The sequence below is a fragment of the Streptomyces sp. NPDC044571 genome (genome assembly GCF_040647115.1).
GTDB lineage: Bacteria > Actinomycetota > Actinomycetes > Streptomycetales > Streptomycetaceae > Streptomyces.
Window position 1 is genome coordinate 1 of sequence record NZ_JBEZBN010000033.1, and the last position, 20,392, is coordinate 20,392.

The 20,392-nt window shown below is 70.8% G+C and carries 13 protein-coding genes, 1 tRNA gene, 1 rRNA gene and 1 pseudogene; 11 read left to right on the forward strand and 5 right to left on the reverse strand.

The window, feature by feature from the left end; translation table 11 throughout:
• The first annotated feature begins 141 nt into the window (after nucleotides 1–141).
• Together rrf and AB0B01_RS18970 are read left to right on the forward strand one after the other, a co-directional pair.
• A 5S ribosomal RNA gene (rrf, locus tag AB0B01_RS18965) occupies nucleotides 142–258 on the forward strand.
• Between the two features lie 5 nt (nucleotides 259–263).
• Nucleotides 264–339: transfer RNA gene (locus AB0B01_RS18970), tRNA-Thr, on the forward strand.
• Between the two features lie 47 nt (nucleotides 340–386).
• Here AB0B01_RS18970 and AB0B01_RS18975 read toward each other — a convergent pair.
• Nucleotides 387–896 carry a DinB family protein gene (locus tag AB0B01_RS18975; RefSeq protein WP_361719979.1) on the reverse strand — a complete coding sequence of 170 codons (510 nt, stop codon included), beginning with the start codon at nucleotides 894–896 and terminating at the stop codon, nucleotides 387–389.
• Nucleotides 897–939: 43 nt separating this feature from the next.
• Nucleotides 940–3,465 (reverse strand): SpoIIE family protein phosphatase, encoded by a 2,526-nt coding sequence (locus AB0B01_RS18980; protein WP_361719982.1) that lies wholly within the window; start codon nucleotides 3,463–3,465, stop codon nucleotides 940–942.
• A gap of 228 nt (nucleotides 3,466–3,693) precedes the next feature.
• Here AB0B01_RS18980 and AB0B01_RS18985 point away from each other — a divergent pair, with 228 nt between their 5' ends.
• The 9 genes from AB0B01_RS18985 (at nucleotide 3,694) to AB0B01_RS19025 (ending at nucleotide 18,016) form a co-directional block, all read left to right on the forward strand.
• On the forward strand, nucleotides 3,694–9,225 hold the full coding sequence (locus AB0B01_RS18985) for a HAMP domain-containing protein (protein WP_361719985.1): 5,532 nt from the start codon (nucleotides 3,694–3,696) through the stop codon (nucleotides 9,223–9,225).
• 274 nt (nucleotides 9,226–9,499) lie between these two features.
• Nucleotides 9,500–10,177, forward strand: coding sequence for a response regulator (locus tag AB0B01_RS18990; protein ID WP_361719988.1), 678 nt, complete (start codon nucleotides 9,500–9,502; stop codon nucleotides 10,175–10,177).
• Nucleotides 10,178–10,307: 130 nt separating this feature from the next.
• Complete coding sequence (locus AB0B01_RS18995; protein WP_361719991.1) at nucleotides 10,308–13,094, forward strand: DNA translocase FtsK; 2,787 nt, start codon at nucleotides 10,308–10,310, stop codon at nucleotides 13,092–13,094.
• A 206-nt stretch (nucleotides 13,095–13,300) separates the two neighbouring features.
• Nucleotides 13,301–14,182, forward strand: a complete 882-nt coding sequence (locus tag AB0B01_RS19000) for a RodZ domain-containing protein (protein ID WP_361719994.1) — start codon at nucleotides 13,301–13,303, stop codon at nucleotides 14,180–14,182.
• Nucleotides 14,183–14,329: 147 nt separating this feature from the next.
• The gene (rimO, locus tag AB0B01_RS19005) at nucleotides 14,330–15,832 is read left to right on the forward strand and encodes a 30S ribosomal protein S12 methylthiotransferase RimO (protein WP_361719997.1); all 1,503 of its coding nucleotides are present in this window, start codon (nucleotides 14,330–14,332) and stop codon (nucleotides 15,830–15,832) included.
• Nucleotides 15,829–16,485, forward strand: a complete 657-nt coding sequence (pgsA, locus tag AB0B01_RS19010; RefSeq protein ID WP_361720000.1) for a CDP-diacylglycerol--glycerol-3-phosphate 3-phosphatidyltransferase — start codon at nucleotides 15,829–15,831, stop codon at nucleotides 16,483–16,485. Before rimO ends, pgsA begins: the two co-directional genes overlap by 4 nt.
• 107 nt (nucleotides 16,486–16,592) lie before the next feature.
• Nucleotides 16,593–17,072 carry a CinA family protein gene (locus tag AB0B01_RS19015; RefSeq protein ID WP_361720118.1) on the forward strand — a complete coding sequence of 160 codons (480 nt, stop codon included), beginning with the start codon at nucleotides 16,593–16,595 and terminating at the stop codon, nucleotides 17,070–17,072.
• 109 nt (nucleotides 17,073–17,181) lie between these two features.
• A complete protein-coding gene (locus AB0B01_RS19020; RefSeq protein WP_356850346.1) occupies nucleotides 17,182–17,562 on the forward strand; it encodes a helix-turn-helix transcriptional regulator in 381 nt (126 codons plus the stop codon).
• Nucleotides 17,563–17,788: 226 nt separating this feature from the next.
• On the forward strand, nucleotides 17,789–18,016 hold the full coding sequence (locus AB0B01_RS19025; RefSeq protein WP_361720121.1) for a hypothetical protein: 228 nt from the start codon (nucleotides 17,789–17,791) through the stop codon (nucleotides 18,014–18,016).
• Here the strand turns inward: AB0B01_RS19025 and AB0B01_RS19030 are convergent.
• The 3 genes and pseudogenes from AB0B01_RS19030 to AB0B01_RS19040 form a co-directional block, all read right to left on the reverse strand.
• Nucleotides 17,964–18,735: pseudogene (locus tag AB0B01_RS19030) on the reverse strand (SDR family NAD(P)-dependent oxidoreductase). The gene AB0B01_RS19025 and the pseudogene AB0B01_RS19030 overlap by 53 nt on opposite strands.
• Nucleotides 18,736–18,771: 36 nt before the next feature.
• A complete protein-coding gene (locus AB0B01_RS19035; protein ID WP_361720004.1) occupies nucleotides 18,772–19,575 on the reverse strand; it encodes a DNA-formamidopyrimidine glycosylase family protein in 804 nt (267 codons plus the stop codon).
• A 121-nt stretch (nucleotides 19,576–19,696) separates the two neighbouring features.
• Nucleotides 19,697–20,371, reverse strand: coding sequence for a hypothetical protein (locus tag AB0B01_RS19040; protein ID WP_361720007.1), 675 nt, complete (start codon nucleotides 20,369–20,371; stop codon nucleotides 19,697–19,699).
• Between the last annotated feature and the right edge of the window lie 21 nt (nucleotides 20,372–20,392).

Here is a 20,392-nt window from a genome sequence, read left to right on the forward strand (position 1 = left end):
CCAGATGTGGAAGCCCGGTAACGGGTGGAGCTGACTGGTACTAATAGGCCGAGGGCTTGTCCTCAGTTGCTCGCGTCCACTGTGTTAGTTCTGAAATAACGAACAGCTGTGATTACAGCCAGCGTTCGAATTTCATAGTGTTTCGGTGGTCATAGCGTTAGGGAAACGCCCGGTTACATTCCGAACCCGGAAGCTAAGCCTTTCAGCGCCGATGGTACTGCAGGGGGGACCCTGTGGGAGAGTAGGACGCCGCCGAACAACCCGCCCTTTTAGCTCAGTCGGTAGAGCGTCTCCATGGTAAGGAGAAGGTCAACGGTTCGATTCCGTTAAAGGGCTCCACAAAGAAGGCCCCCGCCATCAGGCGGGGGCCTTCTTGCGTTTCCGGGCTAGTAGTAGCCGGTCTCGCCGTCCAGGAGCTCGCGGATGGTGTCGAGGTGGCCGGCATGGCGGGCCGTCTCCTCGATCATGTGGATCAGCATCCAGCGCAGTGAGGCGGACCCGGACTTGAAGTCCCGGTTGCGGCCGACTTCGTCCAGGTCATGAGCGGCGATGATCGCGTTGGAGGCGGCGCACTGGCGGTCGTACTCCTGGAGCAGCCGGGCCAGCGGGACGCCCTCCACCATGAAGTCGGCGTCTTCTTCGCCCACGAACTGGGGGCCCGTCGCCGGGTGGTCGAGGAAGAGCACCTCGAACCAACACTGCTCGGTCCACCGCATGTGGGACACGATGCCCGCGACCGTCATCAGTGGGGAGGCGGGCAGGACCGGGCGGTGGGCGTCCTCTTCGGAGATTCCCTCGCATTTCCACTGGATGATCGAGCGCTGCAAGTCGAGCCAGCCCACGAGCTGCGTGCGTTCATCTGCGGTGAAATCAGGGCGCGTACGAGATATCGGCATGGTCGCAGACCATAGCTCCGGCTGCCCGGGGACGCACCCGAATTCAGTCGCCGTGCCGCTGCTCGGGGACGCGGAAGGCCAGGATGGCCATGTCGTCCGAGGCGGGTTCGGCGGCGAACCGCTCCACCGCGCGCAGGACGCGGGAGGCGACCGCGCCGGCCGTGAGGCCCGTGCAGGTGGTCAGGACCTCGGCGAGGCCGTCGTCGCCGAGCATGCGGGTGCCCTCGCGGCGTTCCGTCACGCCGTCCGTGACGCAGAGCAGCACATCGCCCGGTTCCAGGGTGAGGGTCTGCTCGTAGAGGTCGAGGTCGTCGATCACGCCGAGCAGCGGCTGCGGCTCCGCGGCCGGGGTGACCTCGCCGTCCGGGCGCAGGCGCAGCGGAAGGGGGTGGCCGGCGCAGACCACCTTCATCAGGGCGCCGCCGTCCGGCTGCGGGTGGAGCTCACCGTAGAGGAGGGTGAGGAAGCGGCTGCGGGCGCCCTCGTCGAGGATGGCCGCGTTCAGGCGCTCCAGGACCGCCGGGCCGCCGAGGCCCTCGCGGGCCAGCAGGCGCAGGGCGTGCCGGGCGAGGCCGGTGACGGCGGCGGCCTCGGGGCCCGTACCGCAGACGTCGCCGATGGCGAAGCCGTACGCGCCGTCGCGGATCGGGAAGACGTCGTAGAAGTCGCCACCGACCTCGTTGCCCTCGCCGGCCGCGCGGTAGATGACCTCGACCTCCATCCCGGGGATCGCGGGCGAGCCGGGCGGGAGCAGGCTGCGCTGGAGGGAGCGGCTGATGGCGGTGCGCTCGGAGTACAGGCGGGCGTTGTCCAGGGCGAGGGCGGCTCGGCGGGAGAGGTCCTCGGCGAGCTCCAGGATCTCCTGGCGGAAGTGCTCCTCGGACGGCTTGCCGAGCGTGAGCATGCCGATCACCCGGTTGCGGGCCAGGAGCGGGAGGACCACGGTCTCGCCGCCGACCGCCTGGGCCGTGGCGGGCCAGTTGCGGGCGCCGGCCTCGCGGACCGATTCGGGCGGGCTGATCCGGGAGAGCAGGGCCTTGAGGCCGTCGATGCGTTCCTCGTCCTCGTGCAGGACGTAGGAGAGGTACGGCTCGGAGGACTGGTCGGCGATCGTGTAGACGGCGCACCAGGTGGCGAGGGTCGGCACGGTCATCTGGGCCATCAGGGCCAGGGTCTGGTCCCGGTCGAGGGTGCCGGCGAGCAGGTCGGAGGCCTCGACGAGGAAGGAGAGGGAGCCGCGGCGCAGGCGTTCCAGTTCGCCGAGCCGGGCGGACTCGACGGCGAGGGCGATGCGGTCGGCGGCGAACTGGAGGCGGAGGGCCTCTTCGTTGGAGTAGCGGCCGGGGACCTCGGCGGCGACGCCGAGGGAGCCGGTGAGCCGGCCTTCCACCTTGAGCGGGACGGTGATGACGGAGCGCATGCCGGTGGACTCCAGGAGCGGGACGGCTCCGGGCACCGCGATCAGGTCGTCGTGGACGGCGGGCATCCGGGCGGAGCCGTACCGGTTGGTGCCGGCTTCGACGGGGACGCGGGCGAAGCGCTGGCGGGTGGAGGGGAGGCCGGTGGTGGCCCGGACCTCCAGCTCCGTTTCGTCGTCGGTGGCGAGCAGCAGGAACGCGGAGTCGGCGTCGAGCATGTCGCGGGCGCGTTCGACGGTGCGCTGGAGCAGGCCGTCGAGGTCGTCGGGGGCGGGGGAGCCGATGAAGACCTCGAAGGGGTCCGCGGGACGGGGCTCGGTGAGCTGGCTGCCGTCGGCGGCGGGGACCCGTACGGGGGTCTGGAGCAGCGCGCGCTCGTCGTCGTGGACCAGCAGGCAGACGATGGAGGGTTCCCCGTGGGCATCGCGGACCCGCAGGTGGGAGGCGTAGACGGGGATCACGCGGCCGTCGGCGCCGCGGATGCCGTAACTGCCCTCCCAGCGGGACAGGCGCAGGGCCTCGGCGATGCCGGTGCCGGTGCCGGGGGTCTGGGGCCAGGCGGCGAGTTCGGCGAGGGGCCGGCCGAGGGCCTTCCCGGCGGGGTAGCCGAAGATGTGCTCGGCGTCCTCGTTCCAGGCGGAGATGTGGTCGGAGGCGTCGATCTGGATGACGGCGACGCGGACCCGGCTGTCGGCGAGGGGGAGCAGCCGGTCCGGGACGACGGGTCCGGCGGAGCGGGTACCGACCGGCCGGTCCGGGAGGTCGAGGCGGAACCACACGTGTTTGTGCGTGGCGGTGTACTCGACGCCCCAGCGGGTGGCGAGGGCGGCGCAGAGCATCAGCCCGCGGCCGTTCTCGCGGTCGGGGTCGGCGTACGGGCGCTCACCGGGGTGCTGGAGCGGCAGCTCCCGCTCCGGATACCGGTCGGCGATCTCGACGCGTACGCCGTCCTCGGTGCGCAGGCACAGGACCTCGGCCTTGGTTCCGGCGTGGACCACGGCGTTGGTGACGAGCTCGCTCGTGAGGACGACGGCGTCGTCGACGATGTCCGCGAAGCCCCAGCCCTGCAAGGTGTCGCGGACGAACGTACGGGCGGCGGCGACCGAGCGCCCGAGAGGATCGAAGCTGGCAGCCGCCCGAGCCGTGATCACGAGTCTCCTTCGACGCGGTTGGACATCGGATGCCAGGTTACTTACCTTCGCGGTCGGCTTGGTGCCGTCGTGGGGGATTCCACCCGCAGGGTGCGGCCGGTGTGCGATGGTGCCGAAGTGTTATGGCCGGGTTCGGCCAGGGTGAAACACTGGGCAGGATGGAACAGCCGGGCGTTTGACTCGCCGGGTCTCGGTGGAACAGTGGTCGACCCTTTCGGGAGGGACACGGTGGAGTCTGGCGCAGCGGTGCGACGTACGGGTACGCGCCCGAAGGGCGGGCGGTCCCGTCGGAACGGGACGACGGAAGTCGATACCGCCGCCCTGAACCGGCTGCTCACGGCCCTGGTGTCGATGCGGGACGGGAATTTCCGCAAGCGACTGACGGTGTCCGGCGAGGGCGTGATGGCGGAGATCGCCGCCGTCTACAACGAGGTCGCCGACCGCAACCTGCACCTGACCGGAGAGCTGTCCCGGGTCCGCCGGATGGTGGGGCGGGAGGGCAAGCTCAGCGAACGGCTGGAAACAGGCGCCTGCGAGGGGTCCTGGGCGGCCGCGATCGACGCCTCGAACCAGTTGGTGGACGATCTGGCCCGGCCGGTGTCCGAGGTGGGCCGGGTGCTGTCGGCGGTGGCCGAGGGCGATCTGGACCAGCGGATGGACCTGCGGACGCTGACGGCCGACGGGGCCGGGCATCCGCTGCGCGGGGAGTTCCTGAAGGTCGGGCGTACGGTCAACAACCTGGTCGACCAGTTGTCCGCGTTCACCGACGAGGTGACGCGGGTCGCGCTGGAGGTGGGTACCGAGGGCAAGCTCGGCGGCCAGGCCCAGGTGCGCGGAATGTCGGGTTCCTGGAAGGATCTGACCGACTCCGTCAACACGATGGCGTACCGGCTCACTGCTCAGGTGCGTGATATCGCTCTCGTCACGACGGCGGTGGCGAAGGGCGATCTGTCGCGCAAGGTCACGGTGCACGTGGCCGGCGAGATGCTCCAGCTGAAGAACACCGTGAACACGATGGTGGACCAGCTGTCGTCGTTCTCCTCGGAGGTGACGCGGGTCGCCCGCGAGGTGGGTACGGAGGGCGAGCTCGGCGGCCAGGCGAAGGTGCCGGGCGTCGCCGGTGTGTGGAAGGACCTGACCGACTCCGTCAACACGATGGCGGGCAACCTGACCGCCCAGGTGCGTGGGATCGCGCAGGTGACGACGGCCGTCGCGAACGGCGACCTGTCGCAGAAGGTACGGGTCAGCGCCCGGGGCGAGGTGGCGCAGCTGGCCGAGACCATCAACCAGATGACGGAGACCCTGCGGACCTTCGCGGACGAGGTCACGCGCGTGGCCAGCGAGGTCGGCGCGAAGGGCCTGCTCGGCGGTCAGGCGCAGGTGCCGGGTGCGGCGGGTACGTGGAAGGACCTCACCGATTCGGTGAACACGGTCTTCCGCAATCTGACCACTCAGGTGCGGGACATCGCCCAGGTGACGACGGCCGTCGCCAACGGCGACCTGTCGCAGAAGGTCACGGTCGACGTGGCCGGCGAGATGCTGGAGCTGAAGAACACCGTCAACACGATGGTGGACCAGCTCCAGTCGTTCGGTGCGGAAGTGACCCGGGTGGCCCGTGAGGTCGGCGTCGAGGGCGAGCTGGGCGGTCAGGCGCAGGTGCCGGGTGCGGCGGGTACGTGGAAGGACCTCACCGATTCGGTGAACACCGCCTTCCGCAACCTCACCGGCCAGGTCCGCAACATCGCGCAGGTGACGACGGCCGTCGCCAACGGCGACCTGTCGCAGAAGGTCACCGTGGACGTCTCCGGCGAGATGCTCCAGCTGAAGAACACCGTGAACACGATGGTGGACCAGCTCTCCAGCTTCGCCGACCAGGTGACGCGGATGGCCCGGGACGTGGGCACGGAGGGGCGGCTCGGCGGCCAGGCACGGGTGGAGGGGGTGTCCGGCACGTGGAAGGAGCTGACCGACTCGGTCAACTTCATGGCCGGGAACCTGACCTCCCAGGTACGCCAGATCGCCCAGGTCACCACGGCGGTGGCCCGCGGTGACCTGTCGCAGAAGATCGACGTGGATGCGCGCGGCGAGATCCTGGAGCTGAAGAACACCATCAACACGATGGTCGACCAGCTCTCGGCGTTCGCCGAGCAGGTGACCCGGGTGGCCCGGGACGTGGGCACGGAGGGCCGGCTGGGCGGTCAGGCGCAGGTGCCCGGGGTGGCCGGCGTCTGGCGCGACCTGACCGACTCGGTGAACGGCATGGCCGGGAACCTGACCTCGCAGGTGCGCAACATCGCACAGGTGGCGACGGCGGTGGCTCGCGGTGACCTGTCCCAGAAGATCGACGTGGATGCGCGCGGCGAGATCCTGGAGCTGAAGAACACCCTGAACACCATGGTCGACCAGCTCTCGAACTTCGCGGAGCAGGTGACCCGGGTGGCCCGGGAGGTGGGCACCGAGGGCATCCTCGGCGGTCAGGCCGAGGTCAAGGGTGTCTCCGGCACCTGGAAGGACCTCACCCAGTCGGTCAACTTCATGGCGAACAACCTGACCTCGCAGGTGCGCAACATCGCCGAGGTGACGACGGCCGTCGCGATGGGCGACCTGTCCAAGAAGATCACCGTCGACGCCAAGGGGGAGATCCTCGAACTCGTCACGACCGTCAACACGATGGTCGACCAGCTGTCGTCCTTCGCGGAGCAGGTGACGCGGGTGGCCCGCGAGGTGGGTTCCGAGGGCATCCTCGGCGGCCAGGCCCGGGTGCGCGGGGTGACGGGCATCTGGAAGGACCTGACCGACAACGTCAACCTGATGGCCAACAACCTGACCTCGCAGGTGCGCAACATCTCGCAGGTCTCGGCGGCGGTCGCCAACGGCGACCTGACCAAGAAGGTGACGGTCGAGGCGCGCGGCGAGGTCGCGCAGCTCGCCGACACGGTCAACACCATGGTGAAGACGCTGTCCTCCTTCGCCGACGAGGTCACCCGCGTGGCCCGCGAGGTGGGTACGGAGGGGCGGCTTGGCGGTCAGGCGCACGTGCCGGGTGTGTCGGGCACGTGGAAGGACCTCACCGATTCGGTGAACTTCATGGCCTCCAACCTCACCGGCCAGGTGCGGCAGATCGCCATGGTCACGACCGCCATCGCCAAGGGCGACATGACCAAGAAGATCGACATCGATGCGCGCGGCGAGATCCTGGAGCTCAAGACCACCATCAACACGATGGTCGACCAGCTGTCCTCGTTCGCCGACCAGGTGACGCGGGTGGCCCGCGAGGTGGGCACCGAGGGCATCCTCGGCGGCCAGGCCCGGGTGCGGGACGTGGACGGCACCTGGCGGGACCTGACCGAGTCCGTGAACGAGATGGCCGGGAACCTGACGCGGCAGGTGCGGGCGATCGCGGCCGTGGCCACCGCGGTGACCCGTGGCGACCTCAACCTGAAGATCGACGTGGATGCCGCGGGGGAGATCCAGGTCCTCCAGGACAACATCAACACGATGATCGCGAACCTGCGCGACACCACCTTGGCCAACAAGGAGCAGGACTGGCTCAAGGGCAACCTCGCCCGGATCTCGGCCCTGATGCAGGGCCGGCGCGAGCTCGACGACGTGGCCTCGCTGATCATGAGCGAGCTCACCCCGGTGGTCTCGGCGCAGCACGGGGCGTTCTTCCTGGCACTGCCGGCCGGCGGTACCACGGAGATCGGGACGGACGGCGGCTCGGACGGCGCGTACGAGCTGCGGATGCGCGGGAGTTACGCGTACGCGGGCGGTCAGATGCCCACCTCCTTCCGGCCGGGGGAGGGGCTGATCGGGACCGTCGCCGAGGAGAAGCGGACGATCCTCGTGGAGAACACCCCGCCCGGTTACCTGAAGATCTCCTCGGGGCTCGGCGAGGCGCCGCCCGCGCACGTGATCGTGCTGCCGGTGCTCTTCGAGGGGAAGCTGCTGGGCGTCATCGAGCTGGCCTCCTTCACGCCGTTCACGCAGATCCAGAAGGACTTCCTCAGCCAGATCGCCGAGATGATCGGTACGAGCGTCAACACCATCAGCGTCAACTCCAAGACGGAGATGCTGCTCAAGCAGTCGCAGGAGATGACCGAGCAGCTGCGCGAGCGCTCCGACGAGCTGGAGAACCGTCAGAAGGCGCTCCAGGCCGCCAATGCGGAGCTGGAGGAGAAGGCGGAGCTGCTGGCCCAGCAGAACCGGGACATCGAGGTCAAGAACACCGAGATCGAGGAGGCGCGGCAGGTCCTGGAGGAGCGGGCCGAGCAGCTCGCGGTCTCCATGCGGTACAAGTCCGAGTTCCTGGCGAACATGTCGCACGAGCTGCGGACCCCGCTCAACTCCCTGCTGATCCTGGCGAAGCTGCTCGCGGACAACGCGGACGGGAACCTGTCGCCGAAGCAGGTGGAGTTCGCGGAGACCATCCACGGCGCGGGTTCGGACCTGCTCCAGCTGATCAACGACATCCTCGACCTGTCGAAGGTCGAGGCGGGGAAGATGGACGTCTCGCCCACGCGGATCGCGCTGGTCCAGCTCGTGGACTACGTGGAGGCCACCTTCCGGCCGTTGACCGCGGAGAAGGGCCTGGACTTCTCGGTACGGGTCTCCCCGGAGCTGCCCGCCACCCTGCACACCGACGAGCAGCGGCTGTTGCAGGTGCTGCGCAACCTGCTGTCCAACGCGGTGAAGTTCACCGACACCGGGGCGGTGGAGCTGGTCATCCGGCCGGCCGGTGCGGACGTGCCGACGGCGATCCGCGAGCAGTTGCTGGAGGCGGGCTCGCTGACGGAGGCCGACGGGGATCTGATCGCCTTCTCGGTGACGGACACCGGGATCGGGATCGCGGCGAGCAAGATGCTGGTGATCTTCGAGGCGTTCAAGCAGGCGGACGGCACCACCAGCCGCAAGTACGGCGGTACGGGTCTCGGGCTGTCCATCAGCCGGGAGATCGCCCGGCTGCTCGGCGGGGAGATCCACGCGGCGAGCGAGCCCGGCCGCGGCTCCACCTTCACGCTGTACCTGCCGCTGCACCCGACCGAGCTGCCGCCGCAGGGGTACGCGCCGCCCACGCCCGGCGGCGGCAGGGCCGCCGAGGTCTACCGCAGGCCGCTCGACGGGGCGCGGCCCGCGCTGCCGGTGCCCCAGGGGGCGCCCGCCCCCTCGGCGCCCGCGCAGGCGCAGCCGGCGCTGCCGACGGCGGAGGCGGCCGGGCGGGGGCAGGGACAGGGTGGCGCGGCGCTGTTCCGGCGGCGGCGCAAGGCGCTGAGCGACCTGGAGCCGCGTACGGCGGTGCCGGGGCAGCCGAACGTCCAGGGAGCCGAGGACGGCTGGGGCGCCGTGGAGGAGGAACTGCCGGTGCCGCCCCGGTCGTACGACTTCCACGGGGAGAAGGTCCTCATCGTGGACGACGACGTCCGCAACGTGTTCGCGCTGACCAGCGTGCTGGAACAGCACGGGCTGGCGGTGCTGTACGCGGAGAACGGGCGCGAGGGCATCGAGGTCCTGGAGCAGCACGACGATGTGACGGTGGTGCTGATGGACATCATGATGCCGGAGATGGACGGGTACGCGACGACCTCGGCGATCCGGCGGATGCCGCAGTTCGCGGGGCTGCCGATCATCGCGCTGACGGCGAAGGCGATGAAGGGCGACCGGGAGAAGGCCATCGACTCCGGGGCGTCCGACTACGTCACCAAGCCGGTCGACCCGGACTACCTGCTGTCGGTGATGGAGCAGTGGATGCGCGGGAAGTGATCACGTGCGGAGCGGACCGATACCAATTGCTGACTGACTGTGGCGGGAGCGGTGTGGGGAGCCGGTATACGGGGAACCTTCTGCTCCCCCACACCGTTTCTGCTTCGTGCACAGTGACATCCTGGTGACAGGGTGTGGCGATCTCGGGACTGGGGCTACGATGACCGGCACAAGGACGGACGGCGCAAGGAAGTCGTCCTCTGGGGCGGGGCCCGGCGTACAGGCCGGTGCCAGGAGCCGGGGAGGCCCCATGCCGGGGCGAGGAGGACAGGGCATGGTGCAGAAGGCCAAGATCCTCCTGGTCGACGACCGGCCGGAGAATCTGCTGGCGCTGGAGGCCATCCTCTCCGCGCTCGATCAGACACTGGTCCGGGCGTCGTCGGGGGAGGAAGCACTCAAGGCGCTGCTGACGGACGATTTCGCGGTCATCCTGCTGGATGTGCAGATGCCGGGAATGGACGGATTCGAAACGGCCGCGCACATCAAGCGGCGGGAGCGGACCCGGGACATCCCGATCATCTTCCTCACCGCGATCAACCACGGTCCGCACCACACCTTCCGCGGTTACGCGGCGGGCGCGGTGGACTACATCTCCAAGCCCTTCGACCCGTGGGTGCTGCGGGCGAAGGTGTCGGTGTTCGTGGAGCTCTACACGAAGAACTGCCAGTTGCGCGAGCAGGCGGCACTGCTGCGGCTCCAGCTGGAGGGCGGCACCGACGGCGAGGGCAGCAAGGAGACGGCCGGACTGCTGGCGGAGCTCTCCGCGCGGCTCGCGGCGGTCGAGGAGCAGGCCGAGGCGCTGACCAAGCAGCTCGGTGAGGAGTCGGCCGACCCGGGGGTCGTGGCGACCGCGGCCCACCTGGAGCGCAAGCTCACCGGGCTGCGGCGGGCGCTCGACGCGCTGGAGCCCGGTACCGGCGGGGGAGCGCCCTCGCTGCCCGCGCAGAGCTGAGCGGTACGCGCCGGCCTGGCGCTCCGTCAGGTCTGGCGGTGCGTCAAAGGACGCGCACGACGGGCGACACGAACGGGTGAAGGGGTGGGCACGCGTGTCCACCGGCGTGCGCACCGGTAACCTCGGGCGCATGGCCTCACGTACGTCCGGCAAGGGTTCCCAGAGCAGCGCGGGCACCGCGAAGGGCCGCACCGGCCGGACGACGGCCCCGGCGAAAAAGAAGGCGGCCCCGGCGCGGGGTCCTGCCCCGAAGAAGGCCGCCGCGGCCCGGCGTGCCCCCGCCAAGAAGGCGGCGGCCAAGCCCGCGCCGTCCCCGACCGGGGGAGTGCTGCGGCTGGTGCGCGCCCTGTGGCTGGGCTGCGCGCACGCCGTCGGCGCCGTCTTCCGGGGGATCGGCCAGGGTGCCAGGAACCTCGACCCCGCCCACCGCAAGGACGGTGTCGCGCTGCTGCTGCTCGCGCTGGCACTGATCGTCGCCGCCGGGACCTGGTCGAACCTGAGCGGTCCTGTCGGGGATCTGGTGACCATGCTGATCACCGGGGCCTTCGGGCGGCTGGACCTGCTCGTGCCGATCCTGCTCGGGGTCATGGCGGTGCGGTTCATCCGCCACCCGGAACAGGTCGACGCGAACGGCCGGATCGGCATCGGCCTGTCCGCCCTCGTCATCGGCGTCCTCGGCCTGGTCCACATCGCCTGCGGGGCGCCCGGCCGCGGCGAGGGCACCACCGCCATGCAGAACGCGGGCGGGCTGATCGGCTGGGGCGCCTCGAAGCCGCTGATCTTCACCATGGGGGCGCCGCTCGCGGTGCCCATGCTGGTGCTGCTGACGATCTTCGGCCTGCTGGTGGTCACCGCGACCCCGGTCAACGCGATCCCCCAGCGGCTGCGGCGGCTCGGCATCCGGCTCGGGATCATCGCCCCGAACGCGTACGACGACCTCGGGGAGGCGGGCGCCGCCGGCCGGCCGGGCCGGCACGACCCCGAGCAGTGGCGGGCGCGCACGGGAGCCGTCGCCGAGGGGGGCCCCGTCGACGCCGCCGAGGAGGAGGCCCTCGCCCGGCGCCGCCGCCCGCGCCGTGCATCGGGCCGGCCCGCACCGGGCCGCGAGATGGACGCCGTCGACGTGGCCGCGGCCGCCGCCGCCGCGCTGGACGGGGTGGTGCTCGGGGGGATGCCGCCCTCCCCGCTGGTGGCCGACCTGACCCAGGGCATCACCTCCGACCGGAAGGGCGGTCAGGCCACCGCTCCCGTGCCCGCCGCCCGGGAGGAGCAGCCGGAGGAGGCCGCCGCGCAGCCCCGTACGGCCGTACCCGGGCCGGCCGAGGCTCCGCACGACAGCACCGCAGCGGCCTCCGGGACGCTGTCGGTGCCGGACCTCACCAAGGCCCCGCCCGAGAACCAGCCCCTGCCGCCGCGCGCCGAGCAGCTCCAGCTGCGCGGGGACATCACGTACGCCCTGCCCTCGCTCGACCTGCTGGAGCGCGGCGGACCGGGCAAGACCCGCAGCGCCGCCAACGACGCGGTGGTCGCCTCGCTGACGAACGTCTTCACCGAGTTCAAGGTCGACGCGAGGGTCACCGGCTTCACCCGGGGGCCGACGGTCACCCGCTACGAGGTGGAGCTCGGCCCCGCGGTGAAGGTCGAGCGGATCACGGCGCTGGCGAAGAACATCGCCTACGCCGTCGCCTCGCCGGACGTCCGGATCATCAGCCCGATCCCGGGCAAGTCGGCCGTCGGCATCGAGATCCCGAACACCGACCGCGAGATGGTCAACCTGGGCGACGTCCTGCGCCTCGCGGACGCCGCCGAGGACGACCACCCGATGCTCGTCGCGCTCGGCAAGGACGTCGAGGGCGGCTACGTCATGGCCAACCTCGCCAAGATGCCGCACGTGCTGGTCGCCGGTGCCACCGGCTCCGGAAAGTCCTCCTGCATCAACTGCCTGATCACCTCGATCATGGTCCGGGCCACCCCGGAGGACGTCCGGATGGTGCTGGTGGACCCCAAGCGCGTCGAGCTGACCGCGTACGAGGGCATCCCGCACCTGATCACGCCGATCATCACCAACCCCAAGCGGGCCGCCGAGGCGCTCCAGTGGGTCGTGCGCGAGATGGACCTGCGCTATGACGACCTGGCCGCCTTCGGCTTCCGGCACATCGACGACTTCAACCAGGCCATCCGGGACGGCAAGGTCAAGCTGCCGCCGGGCAGCGAGCGCGAGCTCAGCCCCTACCCGTACCTGCTGGTGATCGTCGACGAGCTCGCCGACCTGATGATGGTGGCCCCGCGCGACGTGGAGGACTCGATCGTCCGGATCACGCAGCTGGCCCGCGCGGCCGGGATCCACCTGGTGCTGGCCACCCAGCGGCCCTCGGTGGACGTGGTCACCGGCCTGATCAAGGCGAACGTTCCCTCGCGGCTCGCGTTCGCCACCTCCTCGCTCGCCGACAGCCGGGTCATCCTCGACCAGCCGGGAGCGGAGAAGCTCATCGGCAAGGGCGACGGGCTGTTCCTGCCGATGGGGGCGAACAAGCCGGTCCGCCTCCAGGGCGCCTTCGTCACCGAGGACGAGATCAGCGGGATCGTGCAGCACTGCAAGGACCAGATGGCGCCCGTCTTCCGGGACGACGTCACGGTCGGGCAGAAGCAGAAGAAGGAGATCGACGAGGAGATCGGCGACGACCTGGACCTGCTGTGCCAGGCGGCGGAGCTGGTGGTCTCCACCCAGTTCGGGTCGACTTCGATGCTCCAGCGCAAGCTCCGCGTGGGCTTCGCCAAGGCAGGCCGGCTCATGGACCTGATGGAGTCGCGGGGCGTCGTCGGCCCGAGCGAGGGGTCCAAGGCGCGCGATGTGCTGGTGAAGGCCGACGAGCTGGACGGGGTCCTCGCCGTCATCCGGGGGGAGGCTCACCCGTAAGGGAACGACGGGCAACCGTTTCCCTTGGGTCTGCGTCCAGTTGAGGGGGTGGCGGCTCGGCGCGCGGCGGCGGGCCGCTGCAAGGCCCCGGACGGCCGTCGCCATGCGGATGGCGTACGGAAGTCCACCCTCCGGTTGCTCCACCCTTTCGTCACCCCCCTAGACTGGACATCCAGCAGGTGGCTACACGCTCGAAAGGCGCCCTCGTGTCCATCGGCAAATCCAACTCCCCCGAAGATGAGCAGCCTTCGACCGACATCAGGTCCGAGGAGCAGCCCGTCGAACGTCCTGCCGAAGGGCCGTCCATCGGGACGGTCCTGAAGACGGCCCGGATCGCCGCCGGGCTCACTGTCGACGAGGTCAGTTCCACCACGCGCGTGCGCATCCCGATCGTGCACGCGATCGAAGCTGACGATTTCACGCGGTGCGGCGGCGACGTCTACGCCCGCGGTCACATCCGTACGCTCGCCCGCGCCGTCCACCTCGACCCGGTACCCCTGGTCGAGGCGTACGACGCGGCCCACGGCGGCCGGCCGGCTCCCACGCCTGCCGCGCCGATGTTCGACGCCGAGCGGATCCGTCCCGAACGGCAGCGGCCCAACTGGACCGCGGCCATGGTCGCCGCCATCGTCGCCGTGATCGGCTTCGTCGGCTTCACCGCCTTCGGCGGCGGTGGCGACCACGGCAAGCGGCCCGTGGCGGAAGGTTCCGCCTCCCCGCAGGCCGCGCCGAAGCAGTCCGCCCAGCCCCCGCAGGCCCCGAAGCCCGCCAAGCCGGAGCCCTCGGACAGCGCCATCGCCGCCGCGCCCAAGGACCTCGTCACGGTGGTCCTGACGGCCAACGACGGCGACAGCTGGGTCTCCGCGAAGGACCACAGCGGCCGCCTGCTCTTCGACGGGACGCTGGCCGTGGGCGAGTCCAAGACCTTCACGGACAAGGAGTCCATCGATCTCGTCCTCGGCGACGCCGGGGTCGTGAAGCTCTTCGTGAACGGCAAGGAGATCAAGGACGACTTCCAGCCGGGCCAGGTGGAACGCCTCACCTACACGAAGGACGACCCCCGCCAGGGGCCGGCCCAAGCAGGCTGAACCGATCGGCCCGAGCGGGCCGAACGGCGCTGAACTGCACTGAATACGCAATTCCGGATCCCCGGGGTGCTGCACCGCAGCCCGGGGATCTTGGTTTACCGGGACTTGGGGCGGGGGTCGGCGTTCGGACAAAGTAGTCTTGAGCCCATGCCCGAACGCCGTACCGTCGCCCTTGTCACTCTTGGCTGCGCCCGTAACGAGGTGGACTCGGAGGAGCTCGCAGGCCGCTTGGCGGCGGATGGCTGGGAGCTCGTCGAGGACGCCGCCGATGCGGACGTGGCCGTCGTCAACACCTGCGGCTTCGTCGAAGCCGCCAAGAAGGACTCCGTAGACGCCCTCCTGGAAGCCAACGATCTCAAGGATCACGGCAAGACCCAGGCCGTCGTCGCCGTCGGCTGTATGGCCGAGCGCTACGGCAAGGAACTCGCCGAAGCGCTCCCCGAGGCCGACGGCGTGCTCGGCTTCGACGACTACGCCGACATCTCCAACCGCCTCCAGACCATCCTCAACGGCGGCAGCGTGGAGGCCCACACCCCGCGCGACCGCCGCAAGCTCCTGCCGATCAGCCCGGCCGCGCGCCAGTCCGCCGAGGTGTCCCTGCCCGGCCACGCGCAGGCGCCCGCCGAGGAGCCGGCCGCGGCCCCTGCCGACCTGCCCGACGGTGTCGCGCCCGCCTCCGGTCCGCGCGCGCCCCTGCGCCGCCGCCTGGACACCAGCCCGGTCGCCTCGGTCAAGCTCGCCTCGGGCTGCGACCGGCGCTGCTCCTTCTGCGCCATCCCGTCCTTCCGTGGGTCCTTCATCTCCCGCCGCCCCGGCGATGTGCTGGGGGAGACGCGCTGGCTCGCCGAGCAGGGCGTCAAGGAGATCATGCTCGTCTCCGAGAACAACACCTCGTACGGCAAGGACCTCGGCGACATCCGCCTGCTGGAGACCCTGCTGCCCGAGCTGGCCGAGGTGGACGGCATCGAGCGCGTCCGCGTCAGTTACCTCCAGCCCGCCGAGATGCGGCCCGGCCTGATCGACGTGCTGACCTCGACGCCCAAGGTCGTGCCGTACTTCGACCTGTCCTTCCAGCACTCGGCCCCCGACGTGCTGCGCGCCATGCGCCGCTTCGGTGACACCGACCGGTTCCTGGAGCTCCTCGACACCATCCGCAGCAAGGCCCCGCAGGCCGGTGTCCGCTCCAACTTCATCGTCGGCTTCCCCGGCGAGACGGAGGCGGACTTCGCCGAGCTGGAGCGTTTCCTCACCCACGCGCGGCTCGACGCGATCGGCGTCTTCGGCTACTCCGACGAGGAGGGCACCGAGGCGGTCACGTACGAGCACAAGCTCGACGAGGACACCATCGCCGAGCGGCTCGCCCACATGCAGCGGCTCGCCGAGGAGCTCACCTCCCAGCGTGCGGAGGAGCGGATCGGCGAGACCCTGGAGGTACTCGTCGAGACCGTCGAGCCGGTGGGCGGGGACGACGAGGACGAGAGCGGTGCCTACGGGCGCGCCGCGCACCAGGCGCCCGAGACCGACGGCCAGGTCGTCTTCACGGACAGCACGGGCCTGGTGCCCGGCCGTATGGTGACGGCCAAGGTGGTCGGCACGCTGGGCGTGGACCTGGTGGCCGAGCCCCTGGACTTTGAGGAGGCGGCCGGATGACCGGAGTCCCGGCATCTGCGGCGGGTGGGACCGGCCGCCGGCCCGTGCCCGGCGCGAAGCTCGGGGCTGCGGCGGTCGACCAGGCCAGCCTGTGGAACATCGCCAACATCCTGACGATGATCCGGCTGGTCCTGGTGCCGGGATTCGTCCTCCTGCTCCTCGCCGACGGCGGGTACGACCCGGTCTGGCGGGCGCTGGCCTGGGCCGCGTTCGCCGTGGCCATGATCACGGACATCTTCGACGGGCACCTGGCCCGGACGTACAACCTGGTCACGGACTTCGGGAAGATCGCCGACCCCATCGCCGACAAGGCGATCATGGGGTCGGCGTTGATCTGTCTCTCCTGGCTCGGCGATCTGCCCTGGTGGGTGACCGGCGTGATCCTCGGGCGGGAACTCGGCATCACCCTGCTGCGTTTCTGGGTCATCCGGTACGGAGTGATCCCGGCCAGCCGGGGAGGAAAGCTCAAGACCCTGGCGCAGGGCACGGCGGTCGGCATGTACGTGCTCGCGCTGACCGGGCCGCTCGCGACCCTGCGCTTCTGGATGATGGCGGTCGCGGTCGCGCTGACCGTGGTCACCGGTTTGGATTACATCCGCCAGGCCGTCGTGCTGCGGCGCAGCGGCCTCGCCGCGGAGCGGGCCGCGAGGTGACATACGCGGCGGGGGAATCTCCGGTGGCCGGTGGGGCGCTCTCGGGCGCCCGGGGAACCGCCGCGGGAGCCGGCAGCGCCGCCGCGCTCGCTGCCGAGACGCTCCGCCTGCTTGCGGAGAGTGACCAGACCCTCGCCGTCGCCGAATCGCTGACCGGCGGGATGGTGGCCGCGGAGCTCACCGCCGTCGCCGGTGCTTCTCGGTCATTTCGCGGTTCGGTCACCGCGTACGCGACCGAGCTCAAGCACCGGGTCCTGGGGGTGGACGCCGGGCTCCTGGCGGCCGAGGGCGCGGTGAACGCCCAGGTCGCGGAGCAGATGGCGGCCGGGGTGCGGCGGGTGCTGGGTGCGTCGTGGGGGATCGCGACGACCGGTGTGGCCGGGCCGGAGCCCCAGGACGGGCAGCCGGTGGGCACCGTTTTCGTCGCCGTGGCGGGTCCGAGGGGCAGGAAAAGCGTCCCGCTGAGGTTGAACGGCTCCCGGGAGGAAATCCGTAGGGAGAGTGCACGCACAGTGCTCGAACTGCTCTCAAGCGAACTCCGCGAGAATGTGCGGAGGCAGGATACGGAACAGAACGGGGGGATTTGATGTTTGCAGCCCTGAGTGAACACGACATCGCTCCCCGCACGGCCGCGGCGCGAGGCGGTACGGTGGGGCGTGAAGGATGCGGCTACACGGTCAGAGGAGGGAGCCACCGATGATTCTGCTCCGTCGCCTGCTGGGTGACGTGCTGCGTCGGCAGCGCCAGCGCCAGGGCCGTACTCTGCGCGAAGTCTCCTCGTCCGCCCGAGTTTCTCTCGGCTATCTTTCCGAGGTGGAGCGGGGGCAGAAGGAGGCATCCTCCGAGCTGCTCTCCGCGATCTGCGACGCGTTGGATGTACGGATGTCCGAGCTGATGCGCGAAGTCAGCGACGAGCTGTCGCTGGCCGAGCTGGCACAGTCGTCCGCGGCAAGCGAACCGGTGACGGTGCCGGTGCGGCCCATGCTCAATTCGGTCTCCGTGGCTTCGGTCACGGGCGGCCCGGAGCGGGTGACCATCAAGGCGCCTGCGGAAGCGGTGAATGTCGTAGCCGCGTGAGGTTCTGTGCGCGAGCTGTGCATGAGATGAGCGTGGTCGGAGCCCCGGCCGGTGCGTGAAGCCCCGGCCGGGGCTCCCGCCGTTCTGGGTGCGCGGGCGCGGGGGGTACGGGAGGATGGGGCGAGTCCGGATCGCGGCGGGGCCTGATCCGGAGGACAGGCCCTGGTCCCGGGAGGCATCCGTGCGGCGGTTACTGCGCATCCATCCGGTCCTGGCCCTCGTGCTGATGATCGGCGCCCTGTGGTGGTGGGCCGTGCTGCGGCTCGCGCTGGCGCCGGCCGAGGCGGGCCCCGTGGAGGGCACGGTGGCGGTGGGCGGCTGGGGGCTGGGGCTGCTCCCGGTGCACTGCACGCCCCAGCCGGTGCGCAGGAGCCGGCGCAGGTCGGCCTCCACGGCTGCTGCTACCAGGGCATCGCCACTCCGCCGTTCGGGCGCAGAATCTGGCCCGTCATGAAGGACGATGCGTCCGAGGCCAGGTAGAGCACGGCCTGCGCGATGTCCTCGGGCTCGCCGACCCGGCGCAGCGGGGACATCCGGATCATCATCGCCTCGGTCTGCTCCTGGGCCTCGGGCCCGTGGCGGGCGGTCATGGGCGTGCGGATCCAGCCGGGCGCGACGGCGTTGACGCGGATGCCGTGGGGGCCGGCCTCGGTGGCGAGGGTCTTGGTGAGCTGGACGACGGCGGCCTTGGCGGCGCTGTAGCAGAGCAAGGCCGGGCTGAGAGGCGTCCACGGCGCCTGAGGCCATGGTGATGAGGGAGCCGGGACGCTCGGCCGCGATCATGGAGCGGGCGGCCTCCTGGCAGGTGCGCAGGACCCCCTTGAAGTTGATGTCCAGGATCCGGTCGAGGTCCTCGTCGGCCGTCTCCAACACGCTGCTGGTGTGCATGACGCCGGCGATGGCGGCGGTGATGTCGAGCGGGCCCGCGGCCTGGACCGCGGCCCGGATCTGGGTGCGGTCGGTCACGTCGAGGCGGTGGGCGGTGGCTCGCCCGCCGGCCTTGGCGATGAGCCCGACCGTCTCTGCGAGGCCGGGTCCGTCGAGGTCCGCGCAGTGCACCGCGGCTCCGGCCTCGGCGAGGAGGGCGGCGGTGGCCCGGCCTATGCCGCTCGCGGCGCCGGTGATCAGGGCGGTCCGGCCGGTCAGGTCGTACGGGGCTCTGGGTGTGGGCATGCCGGGACCGTACGACCTGATCTGACGGAGCGTCAACTAGGGCGTGGGGCCGGATTGGCAGCGGGGACACCAGTAGGTGGGGCGGTCGTCCTGGGGGGCCTGGCGGACGGGGGTGCCGCAGCGCAGGCAGGGGCGGTGGGCGCGGCCGTAGACGAACAGCGCCTGCCCGTGGCGCCGGATGCCGGTGGTGTTGCGGGTCTCGCCCCGGCCGGTGTTCGCGGACAGCAGGCGGTGGGCGGCGCCGGCCAGGCGGACGGTCGTGGTGTCCGGGTCGGGGAGCTGGCCGACCGGCGTCCACGGGGTGACCCCGGCGAGGAAGCACAGCTCTGCCTTGTACACGTTGCCGATGCCGGCCAGGTTGCGCTGGTCCAGGAGGGCTTCGCCCAGGGCGCGCTCGGGGGCGGCGAGGAGGTTGGCCGCCGCCTTGGCGGCGTCCCAGTCCGGGCCGAGCAGGTCGGGGCCGAGGTGGCCGACGACGCGGTCCTCGTCGGCGGTGCGCAGCAGTTCGAGGACGGGCAGGCGGTATCCGACGGCGGTGTGGGACTCGGTGCCGAGGATGGCTCGGATCTCGTAGGCGGGGCCGCCGTGCCACTTCTCGTCCGCGGCGAAGACGTTCCAGGCGCCGTCCATGCGCAGGTGGCTGTGGAGCGTGAGGCCGCCGTCGCCGCTGATCCGGGTGAGCAGGTGCTTGCCCCGGGGGATGACGTCGAGGGTGGTGCGGCCGGTGAGGTCGACGGTCGCCAGGCGGGGGGTGCGGAGGTCGCTGAGGGTGACCTCCCGGCCGGCCAGGGCCGCGTGCAGCCGGGCCGCCGCGCGCCAGACGCTGTCTCCTTCGGGCATGTCCCCATTGTGGACCGGACCGGCCGCCGGCGGCCGGGCGGACAGTGCGCGAGCCCCTGCGGCGGGGTGCCGCCACAGGGGCTCGGTGATCGCGGGGGTGCGGGGCCGGTGGGGCCGCCTGCTACTTCCAGGTGAGGGGCTTGCCGTCGCTCAGGCTGTTGTACGGGTCGCCCCAGTACTCGGCGCCGGCCACCTTCGTCTGGGCCGAGGGGGCCAGCGCGATCACGCAGTTGGTCTGCGACTGGCCGTTGGTGAAGCCCTTCGGCAGCGAGTCGTCCTTGCACTTCTCGAACTTGCCGATGACCGCCACGCCCTGCGCCTCGCTGCCGTCCGGCAGCAGGCCCTTGATGTGGCCCACGGAGGAGTACGACAGGTCGGTGGTGCCGACGTTCTTCACCGTGTAGTGGATGTAGTAGGGGATCATCCCCTTGACCTTGTCACCGAGCTTGAGCGGGTCCAGGTCGGCGGGCTGGCCCTGGTCGACCGAGGTGACGGTGAGGGCGACGGTGCCGCCCTTGTTGCTGCCGTAGCTGAACGGGACCGTGGCGGTCTCGCCGAGCTTGAAGGCCTGGCCGGACTTCGCCTGGCCGGCCGCGCCACCGGGAGCCGCGCTGCTGCCGCCGCCCGTGCTCGGGCTGGCCGCGGTGCTGGGCTGCTCGGCGCCGGGCTGGGAGGGCTGTGCGGCCGGGGCGCTGGACTGCGCCGGGGCGACCTCCTCGTTGCCGTTCTTGCAGCCGGTCAGCGTCAGCGTGCCGGCAACTGCCAGACCGATGGCGCCCGTTGCAGCGCGTCGCATGCCGAAGGTGCTCACTTTTCT